Annotated in this window: 1 protein-coding gene; it reads left to right on the top strand. The window is 61.3% G+C overall.

Features of this window, described 5'->3' with window-relative positions:
* Positions 1-719 (top strand): acyl-CoA dehydrogenase family protein (locus tag A9X04_RS32375; protein WP_197509053.1); only part of this gene is annotated, 719 nt, incomplete at both ends.

Raw genomic sequence — 719 nt, 5'->3', positions numbered from 1 at the left:
AACGGCGAGAAGTGGTACACCTCAGGGGCGTCCATTTCTCAGCTGGCACTGGTGATGGCCAAGACCGATCCCGACGCCCCTCGTCATCGGCAATACACCACCTTCTTGGTGGAGCTGCCCAACGCGGGTTTCGATATCGTCCGCAATATCCCTATCATGGGCGAATCCGATATCCCCACCTACCAGGGCGAAATCCAGATGGGCCACGCCGAAGTGCGCATCAACGACCTCGTTGTCCCCCACGAGAACATTCTCGGCGGACTTGGACAGGGCTTTGCCATGGGCCAGCATCGCCTCGGCTACGGCCGGCTGCGGCACGGCATGTGGAGCATCGCGAAAGCCCAAGCAGCGCTTGACATGGCGGCCGCGCGGGCATGTGAAAGAGTCACCTTCGGCAAACGGGTGGCTGATCGTCAGGGAATCCAGTGGATGCTCTCCGACTGCGCCGAGAAGCTTTACGTCACCCGGCTGATGATCCTGCACCTGGCTTACAAGATGGAACGCGGGCTCGACTTGCGGATCGCGAATTCCATCGCCAAGACTTACATTGCCAACATGCTGATCGAGGTGATCGACACGGCGTTGCAGATACACGGGTCCTTGGGCTACACCCACGACCTGCCGTTGGCGGCCTGGCTCTCAGAGGCGAGAATGAGCCGCATCGTCGACGGCCCCGATGAGGTGCACCGGTGGACCGTCGGGCGCAACGTCGTCAAGGC

It is taken from the genome of Mycobacterium sp. E3247 (genome assembly GCF_001667785.1).
In the GTDB taxonomy this organism is placed as follows: Bacteria; Actinomycetota; Actinomycetes; order Mycobacteriales; family Mycobacteriaceae; genus Mycobacterium.
Note: the sequence above shows the minus strand (reverse complement) of the source record. Positions and strands in the feature narration are given on the sequence as shown.